Raw genomic sequence first — 18,300 nt, 5'->3', positions numbered from 1 at the left:
TGGATGAATCGGTGCAGATCTACAATAGGGAGCGGCCACACTTATCCCTGAAATACAAAACGCCCGATGCGGTGCATCGGGCGTTTTGAGCGTGAAACAGGTGTAAACCTATTTCAGGACTAGACACAGCGCCCGAAAGGGTAATTGCCTTATTGGTTGTACAAAGTGTTTTTGCTGGTATAGATTCCGGCCATGAGTCAGTTATCTGGCTTCTCTCATTCCCGGCCTGCCGATGCTTTCATGGCAGCGCCTGCACCTGACCTACACAGAGGTTGCCGATGCGTGCGCCACGATGGCTATGGTTGGTGATGTTGCTCAGCGCTGGCGCTTCGGCGGATTGGCGGGAGGCATTGCCCAATGCCCAGGTCGTCGGTGGCGGTGATCTCAGCCTGTTCGGCTTTCGTGTCTACACGGCCAGGTTGCTTAGTCCCGCCAAGCCCTTTGTAGCGAGTGCGCCGCTGGCTCTTGAGCTGACTTACCATCGCGATATTGACCGCGAAGATCTGGTCGATGCCAGTATCGATGAGATCAAGCGTATTTCCGGGTCGAAGGTGAACGATCAGCAACTGGCGCAATGGCGTCAGCAAATGAACCAGTCATTTGTCGATGTTAAGCCGGGCATGAAGATTACCGGGGTTTACCTGCCCGGACGCGAAGCGCGTTTCTATGTCGGCGACAAACTCCAGCATGTCGTGCCCGACAGTGAGTTCGCCAAGGCTTTCTTTTCCATCTGGCTTGACCCGAAAACCCGTAACCCCGAGCTGCGTGAGCAGTTGCTCGGCAGTACCGGCTCATAACCCATCAAGTGCCCCATAAAGGAGGGAGCATGCTGAGAAAATGGATATTGATGCTGTGTGCAGGCCTGGTGCTGAGCGGCTGTGGTGGTGTGCCGGTGGCCCATTACAGCCAGGAAACGCCCAAGCTGGATCTGCGCAAATACTTCACCGGGCGTGTCGAAGCGTGGGGGATGTTCCAGAAGCGCTCCGGCGAAGTCACCAAGCGCTTTACCGTGGTGATCGACGGCCACAGTGAAGGCGAAGTGCTGGTCATGCACGAGGCCTTCAGCTACAGCGATGGCACCAAACAGGTCCGGGAGTGGCGCTTGCGTCCCGATGGTCCGGGGCGCTGGAAGGGCACGGCAGGTGACGTGGTTGGCGAGGCCTATGGCGAAGTGTCAGGCAACAGCTTCCACTGGAACTATGTGCTCAGGTTGCCGGTGGACGGCACCGAGTATGACGTCAGCCTGGATGACTGGATGTACCTGATCGACAAGCAGACCATGGCCAATCGTTCGTCAATGACCAAGCTGGGTGTCGAAGTCGGGCAGATCACCTTGTTCTTTCGCAAGGCCGGCAAATAAATAACGACTCGTATGAGGCGTTATCCTTCAGGGCGGCTGTCAGCCGCCCGTCATGTTCATGAAGCGCACCACCTGCACGCCATCGTCGTGGGTGAAGTTGTGGCTCCACGGCTTGATTTGCATGGCGTCGATGATGGCTTTTTCGAGCTTTTCCGGCTGACCGGGATTGGCGCGCAGTACCGCTTTCAAGTCCACGGAATGTTCGTTGCCCAGGCACAGCAGCAAGCGACCTTCGACCGTCAGACGCACGCGATTGCAGGTGCCGCAGAAGTTATGGCTGTGCGGGGAGATGAAGCCGATGCGAATGCCTGGCGCCTCGGCCAGACGCCAGTAGCGCGACGGCCCCTGGGTCGAGTCGGTGGAAGGCAGCAGCGTGTAACGTTCGGCAATGCGCTCGCGAACCTGATCGCTGGAGTAGAAGGACTCGGCACGGCTGTGCTCGCTGATGATGCCCAGCGGCATCTCTTCGATGAACGAGACATCCAGGTTGCGATCGATGGCGAACGCCAGCAGGTCGTTGATCTCGTGATCATTGCGACCATGCATTACCACGCAGTTGAGCTTGGTGTGCACAAAACCGGCGGCATTGGCGGCGTCGATACCGGCAATGACCTTGTGCAGATCACCCGTGCGGGTCAGTTCGCGAAAACGTTGCGGGTCGAGGCTGTCCAGGCTGATGTTCAGACGGGTGACGCCTGCCTTGAAGAGCGGGGCGGCCAGTTTGTCCAGTTGTGAACCGTTGGTGGTCATGCACAGTTCACGCAGGCCGGGCAGGGCCGCGATCTTTTCACACAGACCCACGACACCCGAGCGTACCAGTGGCTCACCACCGGTGAGGCGAATTTTGCGTGTTCCCAGCGCCACGAAGCGCTCGGCTACCTGAAGGATTTCCTCCAGCGAAAGAATCTGTTGCCGAGGCAAGAACGTCATCTCTTCGGCCATGCAGTACACGCAGCGGAAATCGCACCGGTCGGTAACCGACATGCGCAAATAATCGACTTTACGTGCAAAGCGGTCCATCAGGACGGGTTCTGACATTTCACCTTCTAAATGATCGAGAGAGCTGTATTCCAGGTTTGGAGGCCAGCGTGCTACAGGGGTTCAGCTCTTTTGCAGGGCGCAGTGTCCGGGCCTCGGCGCAGGCTGGCAAAGTGCCCAACCCTGCTCACATATTAGCTGCACGCCTCAAGCTTTGCACTGGCGGCCATGCACCTGCTACGTGGCCGCCACGCTACCGAGTCGAAATGCCGCAGTCCAATTGCTTCTTCCAATGCCCTCATCGACCCCCTCTATGGCCCTTTGCCGTAATGAGCCTGTCAATCAGGGTTGGCAGCGGCACTGCGCTCGTAGCGTTCCAGTAAAGGCTGGATGCTGATGCCGTGTACCAGAATGCTCAGCGCTACGACCGAAAGGGTCATGCCGATCACGACATGGCCGACATCGTGTGCCAGCCCGTGTGACAAGGCGAAGCACAGGTAATAAAGGCTGCCGATGCCGCGGATGCCGAACCAGCCGACCAGCGCTTTTTGCCTGCTGTTGAGCAGGCGACGGCTGACCAGCAGCCAGACGCCCGCGGGACGAATCACGCAAAACAGTGCCAGCCCCAGACCAATCGCGCGCCAGTCCCAGTACATCGCCAGCGCCGCGCCCAGCAAGGTGATCAGCAACACTTCCATGGCGCGCTCCACCAGGCTGCCGAACGCGAGCATATCGCCCATCATCACGCCGGCAGCCAGTTGCGAGTCGCTCATGTCTTCGCCTTGCGCTACTGTGCCCTGTTCGAGGGAAGCAGTCATATGCCCCAGGACCGGTTGCGCGACATGCTCCGACGGCAGCTCCGAACGCGTAACGCGTACTTCAGCCTGACGCAGCCCGAATCCGGCGGCAAAGACCGAAAGAAAACCGAAGGCTCCCACACCTTGCGCGACCACGTAGGCCAGGGCGATCAATGCCAGCGCCAGGAAATCATTGGGTGATGTGGTGCTGTCGGCGTTCTTGATGCGCAGAAAGATCATCAGATGGCCAACGCCGCGCCCCATGCCATAGCCGATCAACAAACCGGCCGGCACCGCCCAGATCAAATCCTTGATCAGCCATCCCTGGACCCAGTCGCTCATTGCGCCCCCGGAACTCAGGTACAGCAAGGCAAAGATCACGAATGGAAACGCGGTTCCGTCGTTGAGCCCCGCCTCACCAGACAGACCAAACCGCAGGCGATCCTGGTCCTGGGCGTTATTCACCTGGACCATCCCGGCCAGTACAGGGTCGGTCGGCGACAGCATGGCACCGAGCAGCAACGACACGCCCCAGTCCAGGCCGATGATGTAGTGCCCCGCGACCGTCACGCCAGCAATGGTCGCCAGCATCACCGGCCCGGCCAGCCAGTAGGCAGAGTGCCAGGCCTTGCCGCGCAGGGGCAGGCGCAACTTGATGCCCGTCCCGAACAGGGAAAACAGCACCGCCACCTCGGTCAGGCGCTCCAGCCATTCGTAGGATTTTTCGAAATCCAGATTGACGATATCCAGGCCCATCGGCCCGATGCCAAAGCCAAATCCCAGGCACACCGCTGACGTAGTGACCGGCATCCAGCGCAGGTACGAGGACGTGAGCGCCAATAGCATCAAGAGCACGCCAAGCACGCCCATGCAGACAATAAAACTCATAAAGAAAGAACCACCGTTAAATGCGCCCGAAGAAGAGGGCGTGACGGTGGGACTCTCTTGTGCGGTAATAAGTTGAAATAATTTGCCGGGCGGTGATCAGCCGGTGCTTGCCTGTAAATGGCACGGCCTTTCGACCTTGGCGCTTGCGGCTAGCGCTCGATACTGCGGCTCCAGCGTGCGTTCCACTCGGGGCGGATCCGGTTGACTTGATCCCAGTCGATGGTCACCGCTGTTTCCAGGTACTTCTCCATGGCCTCGACCTGCGCGCGCGTCTTCTCGGAGGTCGGGGTTTTCGGGTTTGACGGGATCTGATCGCCGAACTCCAGCGCAGGTGCCTGTGCTTCCGGTGTCAGCAGGTAGGCCGCCAGCTTCTGGGCCAGCTCTGGCTGGTTGTTATTGGCGATTGCACATTCAGCCACGTTCAACACTACGCCGCCTTCCTTGGGCGAGGCGTACTCAACCGGCACGCCCTTGATCTTCAAGGCGGTCACTTGCGTTGGCGTCAGCGGGAACAGCGCGGCTTCGTCGGTCTGTACCATTTCCGAGATCTTTGCCGAACTGGCGATGTATTCCAGCACGTTCGGTCCAATGGTCTTCGGCCAGGCCTTGAAGCCTGGCTCGACGTCTTTCTCGCTGCCGCCCTGGATACGGTTGAACATCAGAAAGCCATGCAGGCCGAAGGTCGAGGAGGCCAGTGACTGGAACACCACTTTGTCCTTGAAACGTTTGTCGGCCAGGTCCATCCACGAGGTGGGCGCGCTCCAGCCCTTTTCCTTGAACATTCGCGTGTTGTAGGCCAGTCCGGTCACACCCAGGCTGACGGCCGCTGCCTGTTCCTTGATTTTCGCCTTGGCAGGCAGGTCAGCCAGGCTTGCGCTGGGCTGCAGGGTGTCGCACAGGCCCATGGAAATGGCCCGGTACATGATGCCGTCATCAAGAAAGATGACATGCATCTGTGGGTTGTCTTTACTCGCCTGCACCTTGGCGAGGATGTCGGCCGAGGTGCCGGGCACGATCACCACCTTGACATTGTTGGCCTTCTCGAAAGCGGGCAGCACCTGGTCGGCATACAGGCGCTCCATGGTTCCGCCGTTCATGCCCAGGTACAGCGTGGTTTCGGCCTGGGCAGGCAACGACAGGAGTGCGGCCGCCAGGGGCAGGCATGACAGGCCGGTGAGGGCGAGACGTTTGGTGCTTTTCATAGGGACGACCTTCCTCTGTACAATGGGATGACGTTCGTAGCGGGTTCTATCTCTGTGGCTTGGGTAGCTGCCTGGCGGAAGCGGCCGATGGAAAAGGCCTCGAGCGAGATCGTGGAGGCACCGTCGCAGACCCATTCGGCCAGCGCTTCGCCCGCGGCCGGGCCGATCTGAAAGCCTGCCCCGGCAAAGCCGAAGCCGTGCAGCAGGCCTGGTCTTGTGAGGCTCGGGCCCAGCACCGGTTCGCGATCAGGCAGGTAGCCTTCGGTGCCGCTCCAGGTGCGAATGGCCTGGGCTCCGGCCAGTTGCGGGTAGAGTTCGACGGCGTTGCGCAGGATGTCGAGCACTGCCGCCTGTCCTGGTCTGGCGTGTGCCGGGCCGAGGGCAAAGCCTTGTCCGCCGCCCAGCACGCAATTCCCGCGTGCCACCTGCCGGGCATAGATGCCGCCGCCTTCGACACCGGTGCTGACGTCCATGAACATCGGCAGTGGTTCTGTCACCAGCATCGCCGGATGCCCTGAATACATCGGCACCGGCTCGTTGAATTGTGCCGCCAGCGCTCCTGCCCAGGCTCCGGCGCAATTCAGCAGCCAGGGGGCTCGTAGTGTCAGGCCGCTGGCGGTCGTGACGATGAAGGCGTTGCCGTCGTGACTGAGTTCGCTGACCGGCGCCTGCTCGAATACCTGAGCGCCCGCCCGGCGAGCTGCGCGGGCAAAGGCGGGCGACACCAGACGCGGATTGGCGTGCCCGTCGTCGGCGCACAGCGATGCACCGACGGCGACATCGCCCGCCCAAGGGTAACGGGCGCGCAGTTGCTCTCGATCCAGCAGTTGCAAATCCAGCCCGAACCCCTGGCTGGCTTCGGCGTAGCTGCGCAGCGCATCCATGTCCCGCTCGCTGCGCGCCAGTTTGAGGTGGCCGGAGCGCTGGTATTCGCCGTCGATACCGATCAGTTCACGCAGGCCGCTCCAGATTTGATGCGCCCGTTGCGACAAGGGCAGTTGCGACAAGGGCCTGCCTTGACGGCGCACACCGCCATAGTTGACGCCGCTGGAGTGCGAGCCGCAAAAGTCGCGCTCCAGCAGGGCCACCCGCTTGCCCTTCAGTGCGAGCGCCAAGGCTGCCGACGAGCCGACAATGCCGCCGCCGATGACAATCGCATCGCTTTCGATCAGCGTGCTCATGGTTGTGTCTCCGCTGGTTGCTTGTCCACGGGCAGCATCTCCAGGCCGAACGGCAGTGGCTTGATCGGAGCCTGACCGCGTAGACGGCCGACCTGCTCAAGTGGTCGGCCGCTCTCGCGGGCGATGATCTCGGCGGCTGCCAGGCCGCACATCCGGCCCTGACAGCGCCCCATGCCAACCCGGCACATGGCCTTGACCCGGTTGATCTCCCAATGACCGTCCTGCACGGTGGTGCGAATATCGCCCGCAGAGACTTCTTCACAGCGGCAGACAACAGTGTCATCCGTTACATTGGCGGCCCAGTCTTCGGGGAACGGGAAAGCGGTTTCCAGCCCGTGGCGAAAGCGTTCGATGCGTTGCAGTGCGGTTCGCAGGTCACTGATACGCACGGCGTCGACGGCGACACCGCTGTCTTGCAACAGCCCGAGCGCGGCCAGTTCTCCGGCCATTTCCGCGGCATCTGCGCCCATGATCCCAGCACCGTCGCCTGCCAGATACACGTTTGGCACGCTGCTGCGCCCACAGTCATCGCGGCTGGGCAGCCACGCTCGGTTAAGCGGGCTCCAACCGAATTCACAGCCGAGCAGGTCGGCCAGTTGTGTCTCGCTGCGCAGCGCATGGGCAAAGGCTACTGCGTCGCAGGCCAGGTGGCCTGATTGGCCGTTGCGTTGCCAGTGAATGCCGTCTACGCGTTTGTCACCGTGGATGCTTGTGAGGTGTGCGCCCAGGTGCACGGGAATGCCATGGGCGCTCAGCCATGCGCGGTAATACAGGCCCTTGGCTAGGGTTGCCGGTTGGCCAAGCAGCGCAGGCAGCGCCTTGCATTGGGCTGAAAACGGCGCGCTGTCGAGCACCGCCAGCACGTTCGCGCCAGACTTGGCATATTGATAGGCGACCAGATAGAGCAAGGGGCCGCTGCCGCAAAACACCACGCGTTCGCCAATCGCACAACCCTGATATTTAAGTGAGATCTGCGCTGCACCCAGGCTATACACGCCGGGCAGTGTCCAGCCGGGCACTGGCAGAATGCGGTCGGTGGCACCTGTGGCGACAATCAGTCTGGTGAAGTCCAGGGCTGCGACGGTTCCGTTTTGCAGGGTATCGAGTTGATTGCCTTCGACGTTCCACACCAGCGTCTGCGGCCGGTAGTCGATCTGTGTTGTCAGTGCGTCGAGTGCCTGATGCAGCGCAACGGCCTTGCCGCTTTCAAAACCGTAAAGCGCCTTGGCCGAACGCTGGAAATTCTCTGGCTGGCGACGATAGATCTGCCCGCCGCCGCGCAGACCTTCGTCGATCAGGCAGGCTTTGACACCGTGCGCCAGCAGCGTTTGGGCAGCGCGAATCCCGGCTGGGCCGGCGCCGATAATGGCAACGCGGTCATTGCTCATGGCCGCCGCCCCGGTTCGCGAATAATCGCCTGACCAGCTTCCAGCAGCGTCGAGCAGGCACGCACCCGCTGGCCGTTGCCCAGTCTTACCCAGCAGTCCTGGCAGGCGCCCATCATGCAGAACCCGGCGCGCGGTTCGGCACTGAAGTCACTGCCGCGCAGGTGCTCGTTGGCGGTCAATACCGCGGTCAGCACGGTGTCACCCAACAGACCGCTGGCTGGCTGGCCGTCAAGGGTGAAGGGCAGGACGGGGCGGTCATGTTCAGCCAGTCGTTTCAACAATGCCATAACGTGAAAGCTCCGGATCAATGTTTGCCGACCAGCACCCGGTCCAGCCCATAGACCCGGTCGAGCAGGATCATGGTGGCGGCGGTGAGGGCGATGACCAGTGCCGACACGGCGGCCATCATCGGGTCGATGGATTCGGTGGCGTAAACGTACATGCGCACCGGCAGAGTCTGGGTAGCAGGCGAGGTGACGAAGATCGACAGCGTGACTTCATCGAAACTGTTGATGAACGCCAGCAACCAGCCGCCTGCCACGCCGGGCAGGATCATCGGCAGGGTGATCTGCCGAAACAGGGTGAAACGGTTTGCGCCCAATGACTCGGCGGCGTGTTCGGCGCTGCGGTCGATACCGATCGCCGCCGCCAGCACCAGGCGCAGTACGTAAGGCGTGATGACCAGCACATGGGCGAAGATCAGCCAGGTGAAGCTGCCGTTTACGCCCATCAGCGCAAACAGGCGCAGCATCGCCACCCCCAGCACCAGGTGCGGAATGATGATCGGCGAAAGAAACAGCGCATTGAAAAGGTTGCGGCCCGGAAATGTATGCCGGGTGATCGCCAACGCAGCAGGCACCGCTATCAACGTCGCCAGCGTTGCGGATACAAACGCCAGAATCAGGCTGTTGTAGAACGAGTCGATAAAGTCGGCGCGTTCGAACACCGCCCTGAACCAGCGCAGCGAGAAGTCGGTAGTGGGCAGGCTCAGAGTGTTTTCCGGGGTAAACGCCACCAGGCACACCACCACCAGCGGGGCCATCATGAAGATCACTACCAGCGCATGAAACGACAGGGCCAAAGGACCGTTCTTGGACATGGATCATTCCCCCAGAGTTTTTTTGTAACAGCCTTCGATCATGCGGTTCCAGGACAGCATGACCAGCAGGTTGACCAGCAGCAGCGCTACCGCCAGGGTCGCGCCCATCGGCCAGTTGAGTTCCGAGAGGTACTGGTCGTAGATCACCGTGGCGACCATCTTCAAACGTCGACCACCGAGCAGGCCGGGAATGGCAAACGAACTGGCGGCCAGGCCAAAAACAATCAGCGAGCCGGACAGCACGCCCGGCATGACCTGCGGCAGGACGATCAGGCGCATGACTTTCGCCTGACTGGCACCCAGCGACAGCGCGGCCTGTTCGGCGGTGGGGTCAAGCTTTTGCAACGATGTCCAGACCGGAATGATCATGAACGGCAACATCACGTGGACCAGCGCGATAATCACGGCGAACGGGGTGTACAGCAGTTTCACCGGTCGACCGCCCATGAACTGGATGGCCTGATTGATCAGGCCGTCTGCTCCCAGCAGCAGGCTCCAGCCGAAAGCCCGCACTACTACCGAAATCAGCAGCGGCGTGAGGATCAGAATCAGGAAGATCGAGCGCCACGGCGTGCCCATACGGCTGAGAATGTAGGCTTCGGGGACGCCGATCAGCACGCACAGCAGGGTGACCAGCGCACTGATCCAGAAGGTGCGCAGGAAGATTTCATAGAAATACGAGTCGGTGACAACGGCCATATAGTTGGCCAGCGTGTAGCTGTCGCCTTTCACCCCGACCTGATAGTCGAACACGTTGAATGACAGCAGCAGCGTCAGGCCCAGCGGCAGCACCAGCAAGCCGATATACAACGCCAGTGCCGGGGCTGACAGCCAATAACCGCGGCCACCCTGACGCATTTCGCTCATCAGGCTCATGCGCGTACCTCGTCGGCGTCCAGTACGCGCAGCAATTCGGCTGGCCAATCCATGCCGACCGCAGCACCTTGTTCCAGCGGTGCTTGGCCGTCGTTGCGACGCACTACGGTTATTTCGCCGATGCCGGTCTGAATGCGATACAGCCACTGGCTGCCGAGAAAGTAACGCGTGACAATACGCCCCGACAGCCGTCCGCAGCCGGGGTCCACCAGATCAATTTTCTCTGGACGCAGGCTGAGTGTCAGCGTGCCATCGCCGGGCAGCAGACGGATCTGCGGGTTGCCGCTGCTGTCCGGGTCGCCCTTCAACATATTGGCTTTGCCGACAAACCCCGAGATAAAGCGCGTGCGCGGGTGTTCGTAGAGCGCGTAGGGCTCGTCGATCTGCGTTATACGCCCGGCCTGCATGACCACTACCCGATCACTGATCGACAGGGCTTCGGCCTGATCGTGGGTAACCATCAGCGTGGTGATGCCGACTTCGTTCTGAATACGGCGAATTTCGAACTGCATCTCTTCGCGCAGGTTGGCGTCAAGGTTGGACAGCGGTTCATCCAAAAGCAGCACCGGCGGCTCGACACCAGTGCTCTGGCCAGCGCGACCCGTTGTCGTTGCCCACCAGACAACTCGCGCGGGTAGCGCTCGGCATGTTGAGCGAGACGAACCAAGTCCAGCACCCGGGTGACACGCTGTTGCAACTCGGCAGCAGGCACCTTGCGCATGCGCAGGCCAAACGCAACGTTGTTGGCCACGGTCATGTGCGGAAACAATGCATAGCTCTGAAATACCACGCCCAGACCCCGACTGCTGGGTTTGGCGTGGGTGATGTCGCGACCGTCGAGCACGATGCGCCCGTCACTGACTTCAACGAAGCCAGCGATCATTTGCAGAGTGGTGGTCTTGCCGCAGCCGGAAGGGCCGAGCAGTGAAACGAATTCGCCCTTGTCGACGGCCAGGTTCGTAGCGACCACAGCGTCTATGGAGCCGTAGCGTTTGGAGAGACCTTCGAGCTGCAGAAATGCCATGCCTGCTTCCACCTTTGTGCATGCGCGCCGAAACACGCGTTTGTCATGGGCAGATGCGAAATGAGGTCATGCAGTTCTGTGGACGTTGGTGCTCGCTCTGAGTCGGCTACCGATGATTGTTCAAATCGCCCCTGTGGACTGAGAGTAGGGCGAAGGCTAGGATGGGCTCAACAACGAATTTCACTGAATAACATCTTTCTTTGGATTAATTCTTTTAGTGGAAAAACAGCGAGATATATTAATGAATAATTCCACTGATCGGAATGCTTCATCTGCTGAAGTGGGCGTAGGCGCTGTGTCGCGACTGTTCGCCGTATTGCGTTGCCTGGGCGATTGCGACGAAGGCGGCGAGCGGGTCACGCAACTCGCCCAACGTGTCGGGCTCTCGCAACCCACCACGCACCGCTTGCTACGCAGCCTGATGGATGAGGGCATGGTCGAGCAGGACCTGCTCAGCAAGCGCTATCGGTTGAGCATCGAATTCTTTGCGCTGGCCGCCAAGGCGGGTAACACCGGCAATCTGCGCGATGTGGTGCGCCCCAGTCTGTTACGCCTGTCTGCATCGCTGGGCGATTCACTGTTTCTGCTGGCACGCAGTGGTTTTGACGCGATCTGTCTGGACCGCAGTGAAGGCCCGTATCCGATTCGCACGTTCACCGGTGACATCGGTGGCCGCGTTGCGTTGGGTGTGGGGCAGGGCAGCCTGGCGCTTCTCGCGTTTCTCCCCGAGGACGAGCGGGAAACGGTGATTGCCTACAACCTGCCACGGCTCAAGGATTTTCACCTGTACGACGAAGTGTTTCTGCGTTCAGAGGTCGAAAACGTGCGCCGCCTCGGCTACGCCGGCCGCAACACCGGCGCGTTACCGGGCATGGCCGGGCTTGCTGTGCCGATTCTGGACCGCAGCGGCCGTGCAGTGGCGGCGCTCAGCGTGGCGACTATCTCCGACCGCTTGGGGCCTGACCGCCTGATGACCGTGGTCGAGCTACTCAGGCGTGAAGCCACGGCCATCAGTGCCAGAATCAATCCCTTCGATCCTTCGCTGCGACGGCCCAGTCAGGTATTCGGGCAGGCGGATTAGATCTTTCACTCTCTTTTTGGCGTTTTTTTGACGTATTTCTGACATTTATACCGAATGTCGCTGCTTTTAAAGAAATATTGGCGCAAGCCGATGATGATCTCATAGAGCACATGTGCCGGGCTGTCTGGCTCGGCCGTAAGGGATGAGGCTCGTCATATTCTGCGTGCTGACGCAGACCCCCTTTTCTCCAGAGATCATCATGATGTCGAAATCCCTGAGGCTCCAAATCCTTGGCTTGCTTGGCGGCAGTCTTGTACTGGTGCTGATAATTGCGCTGGTCTGTTTCAACTTCCTGTCCGGTAATGTGCAGTCCTATCGCAGTCTTCTTGAAGGTCCGGTCCGTGCCTCGCAGTTGGTTGATGAGGCCAACCTGCAATTCAAGGTTCAGGTCCAGGAGTGGAAAAACGTTCTGTTGCGCGGCAAGGCATCGGCAGACCGCGACAAATTCTGGGGGCAATTCGAAGAGCAGGAACGCAAGGTGCAAAGTACGTTGGGCCTGCTTGCAGAAATGGAAGGCACCGATCAATCGTTGAAAAGCCAGGTGCAGGCATTGCAGCAGGCGCACCGCACATTGGGCACTGCCTATCGCACTGGCCGTGATGCATTCATCGCGGCGGGCAACGATGCTTCTGCTGGCGACGCCGCAGTCAAAGGCGTAGACCGTCCGACGAGCGAGCAGATGGCCAGCCTGGTTGATCAACTGCACAAGTCCAGCGATGCCCAGTCGGTTGCAATCAGTCAGCAAGCCGACCGCACGATCCTAACTGGTGCCGTTGTAATGCTCGTTTCTGCGCTGCTGGTAGGCCTGCTTGCCCTGTGGATTGTCAATCGCAATCTGGTTGCGCCGATTCGTATGCTTATCGAATACGTCGCCCAGTTGAGTGAAGGTAAGTTTGCTGCACGCGTTGACGTGACGCGCCAGGACGAACTCGGCCGTCTTGCCGTCGCAGCGAACACGCTGCGTGATTTCCTGGCAGATACTTTCAGCCGCCTCAAGCGCAGTACCACCGACCTCGATACTGCCGGCGGCGAGCTGAATGCCATTGCCGAATTGATGGCTCAGGGCACTCACGAGCAATTTGAGCGTACCGATCAGGTCGCTACCGCGATGACCGAGATGTCTGCTACTGCTCAGGAAGTTGCCCGGCATGCGGCACATGCTGCACGTGCTGCGGATGAGGCTGACCAAAGCGCGCAGGACGGGGATAAAGTCATGCAGTCGACCATCGCCACCATCACCCGGATGCGCAGTGAGATTTCCTCGACGGCCAACGTCATTCAGCGCCTGGAAACAGACAGCGGTCGTATCGGCAAGGTGCTTGAGGTGATTCGCGGGATCGCTGATCAGACTAATCTACTGGCGCTCAATGCCGCCATTGAGGCTGCACGGGCAGGTGAAGCCGGGCGCGGTTTTGCCGTGGTGGCTGACGAAGTCCGGACATTGGCACAACGTACCGCAGTGTCCACGGCCGAGATCAACCAGATTATTAATTCAGTGCAGACCGGCGCAAGCGACGCGGTGCAGGCCATTCAGGGCGGTCAGGCGCGCAGCGAAGAGAGTGTCGAGCAGGTTACGCATGCCGGCGCGACACTGCAGCGCATTACCGTGGCAGTCGAGAATATTCGCGACATGAATCGGCAGATAGCGACTGCTGCCGAAGAGCAGACTTCTGTAGCAGAGGACATCTCGCGCAACCTGACTGAAATCACCGCAATCGCGGTGACCAATCAGGACAACGTCAAACGTACCCAGAACGCCAGCCATGAGCTGAAAGGCCTTTCAGCTGGCCTTAACGATGTGATCTCGCGCTTGAGTGCGTGATCCGCTTAACGTTGTTACCTCTCTCCGGTCATGGAGAGATGTAATACTGCGGGTGTCATTTGTCAGTATAAACAGAGTGTTAAGCGTTACGGGATTTACCCTGAAGAGGTAGTAATACTAAAGGCATAGCCTCAACCGAAAAGTCTGACTATTGGTGGGCTTAAAGCACTATTAAAAGCGTTATGTGGCGCCTGAGATTTTTGCACTAAACAGTAGTTTTTTTATTTTTAAATCATTAAAGTGATGTCGGGCTGCCATCATTTGCGCATGGTTCCCGCCTTACCGTTGTGACAGCAAGGGGATCTATAAAATGCCAATAAGAAATATAGGTTTGAACTTAAGGGCGCTTCTCAGCTTCGGCATTATTTGCCTGCTGCTTGCCGGGGTTGGCACGAACGCAGTCTTTAAAATGAACGGGCTACACCAGTCCGCCGACCAGTTGCAGACAGACTGGTTGCCCAGCGTCAGACAGGCTGGACGCATAGAGACGGCGGGCCTGTTGTATCGCCTCGACGCGCGACGTTTTGTGATGGATGACCAGCGGCAGTCGCTGGAGTCTGTCAATAAGCTGAACGGATTGAAGAATGCCTTACTGCAAACAGCCGACACTTACGGCTCGCTGGTGTCGAGCCCACAGGAAGAACAGGTCTGGAAACAAGTCAAAGCCGATGCACTGGCCTACAGCGACAAGATCGACCAGCTGGTTGAACTTAGCAAAAGCAAATCCGATAGCGAACTATTCGTATTTATCCGTGATATTACCAGCCCGCAGGCGAAGGCCTTGCAAGCATCGATAGAACAATTGATCGACGTCAACGTCAAGGGTGCAGAACAATCAGGGGCCCTAGCAGACAAAAACTATGAAAGTGGACTAACTGTCACCCTTACACTTATTGTTCTGGCCGTGATTATTACCCTGATTGTTGCCACTTTATTCACCCGCAGCATCGCCAGACCCGTTCAGGCATTGCTCGACTCGACACGCAAAATCGCCGAGGGCGACTTGCGTACCACGGTGGAAGTCAACGGGGCCGATGAGCTGACCGAACTGCAAAAAGCCACCGCAACCATGCTCTCAAGCCTCAAGGGCACTATTCAGCACATCTCTGATGCTTCGGGCCTGTTGGCGTCGGCTGCTGAAGAAATGAGCTCCATCACTCAGGACTCCACACAAGGTATCCAACGCCAGACGATGGAAACCGAGCAGGCCGCCACGGCGGTCAACCAGATGACCGCAGCCATTGAAGAAGTTGCACGCAATGCGGTCGCTGCTTCGACCTCTACCCAAGCCTGTGAAAAGTCTGCGCAGACCGGCCAGGATTGCGTCGGCCAGACTATCGCTGCGCTGGAAAAACTCAGTACCACAGTGGACAAGACCGGCGTTGAAGTAGAAGGACTGGCCCATCAGGCGCAGGATATCGCCAAGGTGGTTGATGTCATCCGCGCGATTGCCGAGCAGACCAATCTGCTGGCGCTCAATGCCGCTATCGAAGCCGCCCGCGCGGGTGAACAGGGTCGTGGATTTGCGGTGGTCGCCGATGAGGTCAGGGCGCTGGCCCATCGTACGCAGACGTCTACCCAGGAAATAGAACAGATGATCCAGGGTATTCAGAAAAACTCCAGCGGTGCCGTCCAGTCGATGAAGCAGAGCAATGCGGAAACCGACGCGACGTTGCTGATCGCTCAGCAGGCTGGTGTTGCAATCAAGGAGATCACCACATCGATCAGCCACATCAATGAGCGCAACCTGATGATTGCAACGGCTTCGGAGCAGCAAGCGCATGTTGCCCGCTCTGTAGATGAGAATCTGGTGAGCATTCGCGATTTGTCAGTCCAGAGCTCTTCTGCCTCCAGCCAGACCTCCACAGCCAGTCAGGAGCTGTCCCGCCTGGCTGTGGATCTGAGTCGCCTGGTATCGAGGTTTTCAGTCTGATCCGAACCCGGTCCGAGCACAGGCCACTGTTTTGAAGGCTTGATTGAAAGTCGTCACGGGTTCACGCCCACCCTGTGCGACTCAAGCCTTCAGCCTTGAACACCAAAGCCTTCAGGCCACCATCGACCCGTGCATCCGGGAATTCCGGCGGGTTCTCCAGGCGCTGCTCGAAGCGCAGACACGGTGCCTCGATTGCCGTGTGCTGAATCAGAAAGTCCGGCCCCAGCGCCGGATCGTTCATGCATGCCAGCACCGAACCGTCTTCATCCAGCAACTCTGGCAGACGACGCAGGACTCGCTGGTAGTCCTTGTCGAGCATGAAGCTGCCTTTCTGGAAAGACGGCGGGTCAATGATGATCAGGTCATAAGGGCCGGAGCGGGTGACTTTGGCCCACGACTTGAAGAGGTCGTGCCCGAGAAAGGTTACCCGGCCCAGATCCTGATCATTGAGCCGGTGATTCTCACGACCGCGATTCAATGCCGCGCGGGCCATGTCCAGGTTCACCACATGGTCTGCACCACCGGCAAGGGCTGCGACCGAGAAGCCGCAGGTGTAGGCGAACAGATTCAGGATGCGCTTGCCCTTTGCCTGGGCCTGCACCCATTCGCGGCCATAGCGCATGTCCAGAAACAGACCGCTGTTCTGCTTTTTGCCGAAATCGACTTTATAACGCAGGCCATTCTCGGTGATCACCCATTGATCGACCACCTCGCCGGTCAGCCATTGCGTAGTGCTTTGCGGCAAATAGCGGTGTTGCAACAACAGGGTATGGGCCTGACTTTGTTGCCACTGCGGCGTGGCGATCAACTCGTTCAACAACTGCGTCAATGCTGCCAGTTCGGGCTCAAGAGGCTCTTTGAACAGTGAGACCAGCACCACGCCCTGCATCCAGTCGACGGTAATGTGCTCCAGCCCCGGCCATACGCGACCACGGCCGTGAAACAGGCGGCGGGTTTCAGTCGGAACGTTGTTCAGGGCGGCGAGTAGATGCTGTTGCAGGATGGCGAGTGCTTCAGGGGTCATGACGAAGGTCGGTTATGAAAGGCGGCGTATGGTAAACGTATTTCAGCAGATGGGAATCGCAGGGTTCAGCGTGGCATGTATTGGCGTTGCCAGCGATGCGGGATTTTCAATGAAACCAGCCCCAGCAATGCCGACAGGCTGCCGCTGACCAACAGGGCATTGAGCCCCAGGCGTTGTTCAAGCATTGCGCCGATGACCGCTCCGATGAACATGCCAACCCACGGCACCAGTTGCACGCGCCAGCCATCTCGGCGCTCGCCCAGTATCCAGCGGCACAGGCCACGCCCGAAACGCGACAGCGCGCCGGTTACGTAGGTCAGGCCGACCGGCAGCCCGTTGACCTGTTCCACGGCGGCGTTGAGCATGCCCATCGCCAGAATGGCCCAGATCAGTGCGAGCATATTGCTTTCCAGCGGCCATGCGGCTGCGGCACACAACAGCGTGGCGATCCCCAGCAGCAGGGGCAAGGCGCGCCGACCGCCAAGCCGCGCAACGACGACGCCCAACGCATTGCCGGCAATAAAGGCGAAGATGGCTAGCGCCAGGCGAAGGGTCACGCTTAGATCGCCGTCACTGATCGCGACGGCAAGCCGGGTGGTGTTGCCACTCATGAACGAAACGAAGTCGCCGGTCGCCATGAAACCGATGGCATCGGTCATGCCGGCCAGCACCGACAGGCTCGCCACCAGGCACATGCCAACCCGGCCACGCCATTTCTGCATGTGCAGGTGCCTGGGGCTGGCGCTGATTCTGGCGGGCTTTGGCAGCATCGAAGGCCCCCTGGACCGATGGAAGAGCGTCTGATCGTTGGTTCAGCGGTTCATAGTGGCTTGGCGCGTACGATTCGCTTTGCCTTGACCTCATCGGCATAGGCCTTGAGCTGATCGGCATCGCTGTAAAGGCGGTTGACCATCTGCAGCACTGCCGTAACGTCGACATCTTTCATTTGTGAGGCGAGTTTAAGAATTTCTTCCGCCGTGTTTTCCAGATTGGTTGCTGTCCCTTTCAAGTGCCGCTTCAGCTCCTGAGTCGACTTATTGAGCGCCATACGTGTTCCTGTGCCAAGACCTTGAATTCCATACCCGGAGCATGGCTTTTTCCGCGATAACAAGCAATCAGCCTTATGCCTGTCAGCCAGGGTTATCGGCCGATTCAAGGCGATCTGCAAGGCAGCTCGCTCAATCGTCGCGGGTCAGCACTTCCAGCAGCTCTATTTCAAACGTCAGGTCGGCACCCGGCTTTATGTGCGCGCCCATCGTTCTGTCGCCATAGGCCAGATGGGCAGGCACGAACAGTTTGCGTTTGCCGCCCACCTTCATGCCCACAAGACCCTGATCCCAGCCCTTGATGACGCGTCCGGTGCCGATTACGCACTGAAACGGCTTGCCACGCTGGTGAGAGGAATCAAAGACGGTGCCGTCTTCGAGGGTTCCGGTGTAATGCGTGGTGATAAGCGCACCTTTGACCGCTTCCTTGCCTTCGCCGGGATGCAGGTCGGTAATCTGTAATTCTTTGTTCATTACAAGGCTTCCGTTTATAGCGCGCTCAATGAATGGTGCGGGCGGGCATTTTCGCAGCGCTTTCTCGCAGAAAAGCATGCCTGTGACAAGCGGGCGAAACGAAAACGGGGAAGCTTTCGCTTCCCCG

General features: G+C 59.3%; 17 protein-coding genes and 1 pseudogene. 5 read left to right on the top strand and 13 right to left on the bottom strand.

All coding sequences use genetic code 11. The annotated features are described in order from the left end of the window. Positions 1-278 precede the first annotated feature (278 nt). Complete coding sequence (locus tag RGM3321_RS18230) at positions 279-797, top strand: chalcone isomerase family protein (protein ID WP_002553794.1); 519 nt, start codon at positions 279-281, stop codon at positions 795-797. A gap of 29 nt (positions 798-826) precedes the next feature. Continuing rightward, positions 827-1,360, top strand: a complete 534-nt coding sequence (locus RGM3321_RS18225; RefSeq protein ID WP_244394248.1) for a DUF3833 domain-containing protein — start codon at positions 827-829, stop codon at positions 1,358-1,360. Between the two features lie 39 nt (positions 1,361-1,399). On the opposite strand, the gene moaA is transcribed toward RGM3321_RS18225, so the two are convergent. The 9 genes and pseudogenes from moaA to RGM3321_RS18180 all read right to left on the bottom strand — a co-directional run bounded on the left by moaA (position 1,400) and on the right by RGM3321_RS18180 (position 10,793). Further along, on the bottom strand, positions 1,400-2,398 hold the full coding sequence (gene moaA / locus RGM3321_RS18220) for a GTP 3',8-cyclase MoaA (protein ID WP_244394247.1): 999 nt from the start codon (positions 2,396-2,398) through the stop codon (positions 1,400-1,402). Between the two features lie 278 nt (positions 2,399-2,676). Next, entirely contained in the window at positions 2,677-4,023 is a 1,347-nt protein-coding gene (locus RGM3321_RS18215; RefSeq protein ID WP_244394246.1) for a sodium:proton antiporter, read from the bottom strand. Positions 4,024-4,172: 149 nt separating this feature from the next. Beyond that, positions 4,173-5,225: an ABC transporter substrate-binding protein gene (locus RGM3321_RS18210; RefSeq protein WP_244394245.1), complete on the bottom strand. Its 1,053-nt coding sequence runs from the start codon at positions 5,223-5,225 to the stop codon at positions 4,173-4,175. Beyond that, positions 5,222-6,406, bottom strand: a complete 1,185-nt coding sequence (locus tag RGM3321_RS18205; protein ID WP_244394244.1) for an FAD-dependent oxidoreductase — start codon at positions 6,404-6,406, stop codon at positions 5,222-5,224. Before RGM3321_RS18205 ends, RGM3321_RS18210 begins: the two co-directional genes overlap by 4 nt. Continuing rightward, positions 6,403-7,794, bottom strand: coding sequence for an FAD/NAD(P)-binding oxidoreductase (locus tag RGM3321_RS18200; protein WP_244394243.1), 1,392 nt, complete (start codon positions 7,792-7,794; stop codon positions 6,403-6,405). Before RGM3321_RS18200 ends, RGM3321_RS18205 begins: the two co-directional genes overlap by 4 nt. Next, positions 7,791-8,081, bottom strand: a complete 291-nt coding sequence (locus RGM3321_RS18195) for a (2Fe-2S)-binding protein (RefSeq protein ID WP_244394242.1) — start codon at positions 8,079-8,081, stop codon at positions 7,791-7,793. Before RGM3321_RS18195 ends, RGM3321_RS18200 begins: the two co-directional genes overlap by 4 nt. 17 nt (positions 8,082-8,098) lie before the next feature. Next, positions 8,099-8,893 (bottom strand): ABC transporter permease, encoded by a 795-nt coding sequence (locus RGM3321_RS18190; RefSeq protein ID WP_244394241.1) that lies wholly within the window; start codon positions 8,891-8,893, stop codon positions 8,099-8,101. A 3-nt stretch (positions 8,894-8,896) separates the two neighbouring features. After that, positions 8,897-9,769: an ABC transporter permease gene (locus tag RGM3321_RS18185; protein ID WP_244394240.1), complete on the bottom strand. Its 873-nt coding sequence runs from the start codon at positions 9,767-9,769 to the stop codon at positions 8,897-8,899. Next, a pseudogene (locus RGM3321_RS18180) lies at positions 9,766-10,793 on the bottom strand (ABC transporter ATP-binding protein). Before RGM3321_RS18180 ends, RGM3321_RS18185 begins: the two are co-directional and overlap by 4 nt. Positions 10,794-11,034: 241 nt before the next feature. On the opposite strand from RGM3321_RS18180, the gene RGM3321_RS18175 reads away from it, so the two are divergent. From RGM3321_RS18175 to RGM3321_RS18165, 3 genes are all read left to right on the top strand, one after another. After that, on the top strand, positions 11,035-11,874 hold the full coding sequence (locus tag RGM3321_RS18175) for an IclR family transcriptional regulator (RefSeq protein ID WP_244394239.1): 840 nt from the start codon (positions 11,035-11,037) through the stop codon (positions 11,872-11,874). A 202-nt stretch (positions 11,875-12,076) separates the two neighbouring features. Further along, positions 12,077-13,696: a methyl-accepting chemotaxis protein gene (locus RGM3321_RS18170; protein WP_244394256.1), complete on the top strand. Its 1,620-nt coding sequence runs from the start codon at positions 12,077-12,079 to the stop codon at positions 13,694-13,696. A gap of 310 nt (positions 13,697-14,006) precedes the next feature. Beyond that, positions 14,007-15,629, top strand: a complete 1,623-nt coding sequence (locus RGM3321_RS18165) for a methyl-accepting chemotaxis protein (RefSeq protein ID WP_279614056.1) — start codon at positions 14,007-14,009, stop codon at positions 15,627-15,629. Positions 15,630-15,690: 61 nt separating this feature from the next. Here the strand turns inward: RGM3321_RS18165 and RGM3321_RS18160 are convergent, their stop codons facing one another. From RGM3321_RS18160 to RGM3321_RS18145, 4 genes are all read right to left on the bottom strand, one after another. Further along, a complete protein-coding gene (locus RGM3321_RS18160) occupies positions 15,691-16,653 on the bottom strand; it encodes a class I SAM-dependent methyltransferase (protein ID WP_244394237.1) in 963 nt (320 codons plus the stop codon). Between the two features lie 65 nt (positions 16,654-16,718). Next, on the bottom strand, positions 16,719-17,423 hold the full coding sequence (locus RGM3321_RS18155; RefSeq protein ID WP_244394236.1) for a YoaK family protein: 705 nt from the start codon (positions 17,421-17,423) through the stop codon (positions 16,719-16,721). Between the two features lie 50 nt (positions 17,424-17,473). Then, positions 17,474-17,701, bottom strand: coding sequence for a hypothetical protein (locus RGM3321_RS18150; protein WP_244394235.1), 228 nt, complete (start codon positions 17,699-17,701; stop codon positions 17,474-17,476). 130 nt (positions 17,702-17,831) lie between these two features. Beyond that, positions 17,832-18,173 (bottom strand): FKBP-type peptidyl-prolyl cis-trans isomerase, encoded by a 342-nt coding sequence (locus RGM3321_RS18145; RefSeq protein WP_244394234.1) that lies wholly within the window; start codon positions 18,171-18,173, stop codon positions 17,832-17,834. Between the last annotated feature and the right edge of the window lie 127 nt (positions 18,174-18,300).

The sequence above is a fragment of the Pseudomonas sp. RGM 3321 genome, assembly GCF_022836805.1.
In the GTDB taxonomy this organism is placed as follows: Bacteria; Pseudomonadota; Gammaproteobacteria; order Pseudomonadales; family Pseudomonadaceae; genus Aquipseudomonas.
Note: the sequence above shows the minus strand (reverse complement) of the source record. Positions and strands in the feature narration are given on the sequence as shown.

Coding starts and splice junctions, on each gene's coding strand:
- RGM3321_RS18230 (WP_002553794.1), top strand. CDS start 279: ATGCGTGCGCCACGATGGCTATGGTTGGTGATGTTGCTCAGCGCTGGC.
- RGM3321_RS18225 (WP_244394248.1), top strand. CDS start 827: ATGCTGAGAAAATGGATATTGATGCTGTGTGCAGGCCTGGTGCTGAGC.
- moaA (WP_244394247.1), bottom strand. CDS start 2,398: ATGTCAGAACCCGTCCTGATGGACCGCTTTGCACGTAAAGTCGATTAT.
- RGM3321_RS18215 (WP_244394246.1), bottom strand. CDS start 4,023: ATGAGTTTTATTGTCTGCATGGGCGTGCTTGGCGTGCTCTTGATGCTA.
- RGM3321_RS18210 (WP_244394245.1), bottom strand. CDS start 5,225: ATGAAAAGCACCAAACGTCTCGCCCTCACCGGCCTGTCATGCCTGCCC.
- RGM3321_RS18205 (WP_244394244.1), bottom strand. CDS start 6,406: ATGAGCACGCTGATCGAAAGCGATGCGATTGTCATCGGCGGCGGCATT.
- RGM3321_RS18200 (WP_244394243.1), bottom strand. CDS start 7,794: ATGAGCAATGACCGCGTTGCCATTATCGGCGCCGGCCCAGCCGGGATT.
- RGM3321_RS18195 (WP_244394242.1), bottom strand. CDS start 8,081: ATGGCATTGTTGAAACGACTGGCTGAACATGACCGCCCCGTCCTGCCC.
- RGM3321_RS18190 (WP_244394241.1), bottom strand. CDS start 8,893: ATGTCCAAGAACGGTCCTTTGGCCCTGTCGTTTCATGCGCTGGTAGTG.
- RGM3321_RS18185 (WP_244394240.1), bottom strand. CDS start 9,769: ATGAGCCTGATGAGCGAAATGCGTCAGGGTGGCCGCGGTTATTGGCTG.
- RGM3321_RS18175 (WP_244394239.1), top strand. CDS start 11,035: ATGAATAATTCCACTGATCGGAATGCTTCATCTGCTGAAGTGGGCGTA.
- RGM3321_RS18170 (WP_244394256.1), top strand. CDS start 12,077: ATGTCGAAATCCCTGAGGCTCCAAATCCTTGGCTTGCTTGGCGGCAGT.
- RGM3321_RS18165 (WP_279614056.1), top strand. CDS start 14,007: ATGCCAATAAGAAATATAGGTTTGAACTTAAGGGCGCTTCTCAGCTTC.
- RGM3321_RS18160 (WP_244394237.1), bottom strand. CDS start 16,653: ATGACCCCTGAAGCACTCGCCATCCTGCAACAGCATCTACTCGCCGCC.
- RGM3321_RS18155 (WP_244394236.1), bottom strand. CDS start 17,423: ATGCTGCCAAAGCCCGCCAGAATCAGCGCCAGCCCCAGGCACCTGCAC.
- RGM3321_RS18150 (WP_244394235.1), bottom strand. CDS start 17,701: ATGGCGCTCAATAAGTCGACTCAGGAGCTGAAGCGGCACTTGAAAGGG.
- RGM3321_RS18145 (WP_244394234.1), bottom strand. CDS start 18,173: ATGAACAAAGAATTACAGATTACCGACCTGCATCCCGGCGAAGGCAAG.